A 927-nucleotide genomic window follows, 5' to 3' on the forward strand; every position below is an offset into this window, starting at 1 on the left:
GATGCCACCGCCACCATCATGCAAAGCGTACGTACACTAAGCACAGATATGGCAAACAAAGCGGACAAAGAAAAGCAGCAGGCGAAAAAAGCGGCAGAAGAGCAACTGCAAACAGAAGGCGGAGAGATACTAAACAAATACAATAGCCTGAACGAAGCCGAAAAAGCCGAATTCCTGAAACAATATTCCAGCAGTTACAAACAAGCAGACGAACAGGCACAGGCATGGGGCATAGGCGGCAACAAGAGCCGTGCACTGAATGCAGTGACCACAGCCATCACCGGTGCACTGGGCGGACAGACCAATATACAGGTAGTGGCCAACACCTTAGCACCATATGCATCAGAGCTGATAGGCAAACAATTCGGCCACGGAGAAAACAAAAACGAAGCAGCGCAGCTGGTAGCGCATGCCATATTAGGTGCAGTAACTGCAAGTGTAAACGGAGGCAGTGCAGCAGCAGGAGCGGCAGGAGCGAGCAGTGCAGAATTGGCAGCCCAATACCTAATAAACCATCTGCCAAAAGAGCAGTATCCAGAAGCAATAGATCCCGCCACAGGAGAAATAGACCCGAACAGATTGCCGGAAAACGTAAAAGGAAGCATAAGAGACCTATCGTCAGCGATAGGGACAGTAGCAGGGGGACTAAGCGGAGGAACACTGAGTAATGCGCAGATAGCAGGAGAGCTTGGGCAAAATGCAGTAGAGAATAATGCCTTAATTAACAGCAAAGGAGAAAGCAAGCTTAATGCACAGGAAAGAAAAATAAATGAAAAGCTGAAAAAAGCGGGGGTACAAAGTGCGGATGATTACCAAAGAAAATACGATGCATGTCAAACCAAAGAATGTCAACAACAGGTTATAGAGAATTACAAAAAAGCCTCAGAAGAGGCCTCACAAATCATACTAAGTCTGTATCTGAAAGGA

1 protein-coding gene is annotated in these 927 nt (G+C 47.0%); it reads left to right on the forward strand.

From position 1 onward, the window contains the following. Positions 1-927, forward strand: a 927-nt coding sequence (locus BHC43_RS03400; protein ID WP_180297415.1) for a VENN motif pre-toxin domain-containing protein, incomplete at both ends; no start/stop codon positions are given.

The organism is Snodgrassella alvi (assembly GCF_002777855.1).
In the GTDB taxonomy this organism is placed as follows: domain Bacteria; phylum Pseudomonadota; class Gammaproteobacteria; order Burkholderiales; family Neisseriaceae; genus Snodgrassella; species Snodgrassella alvi_E.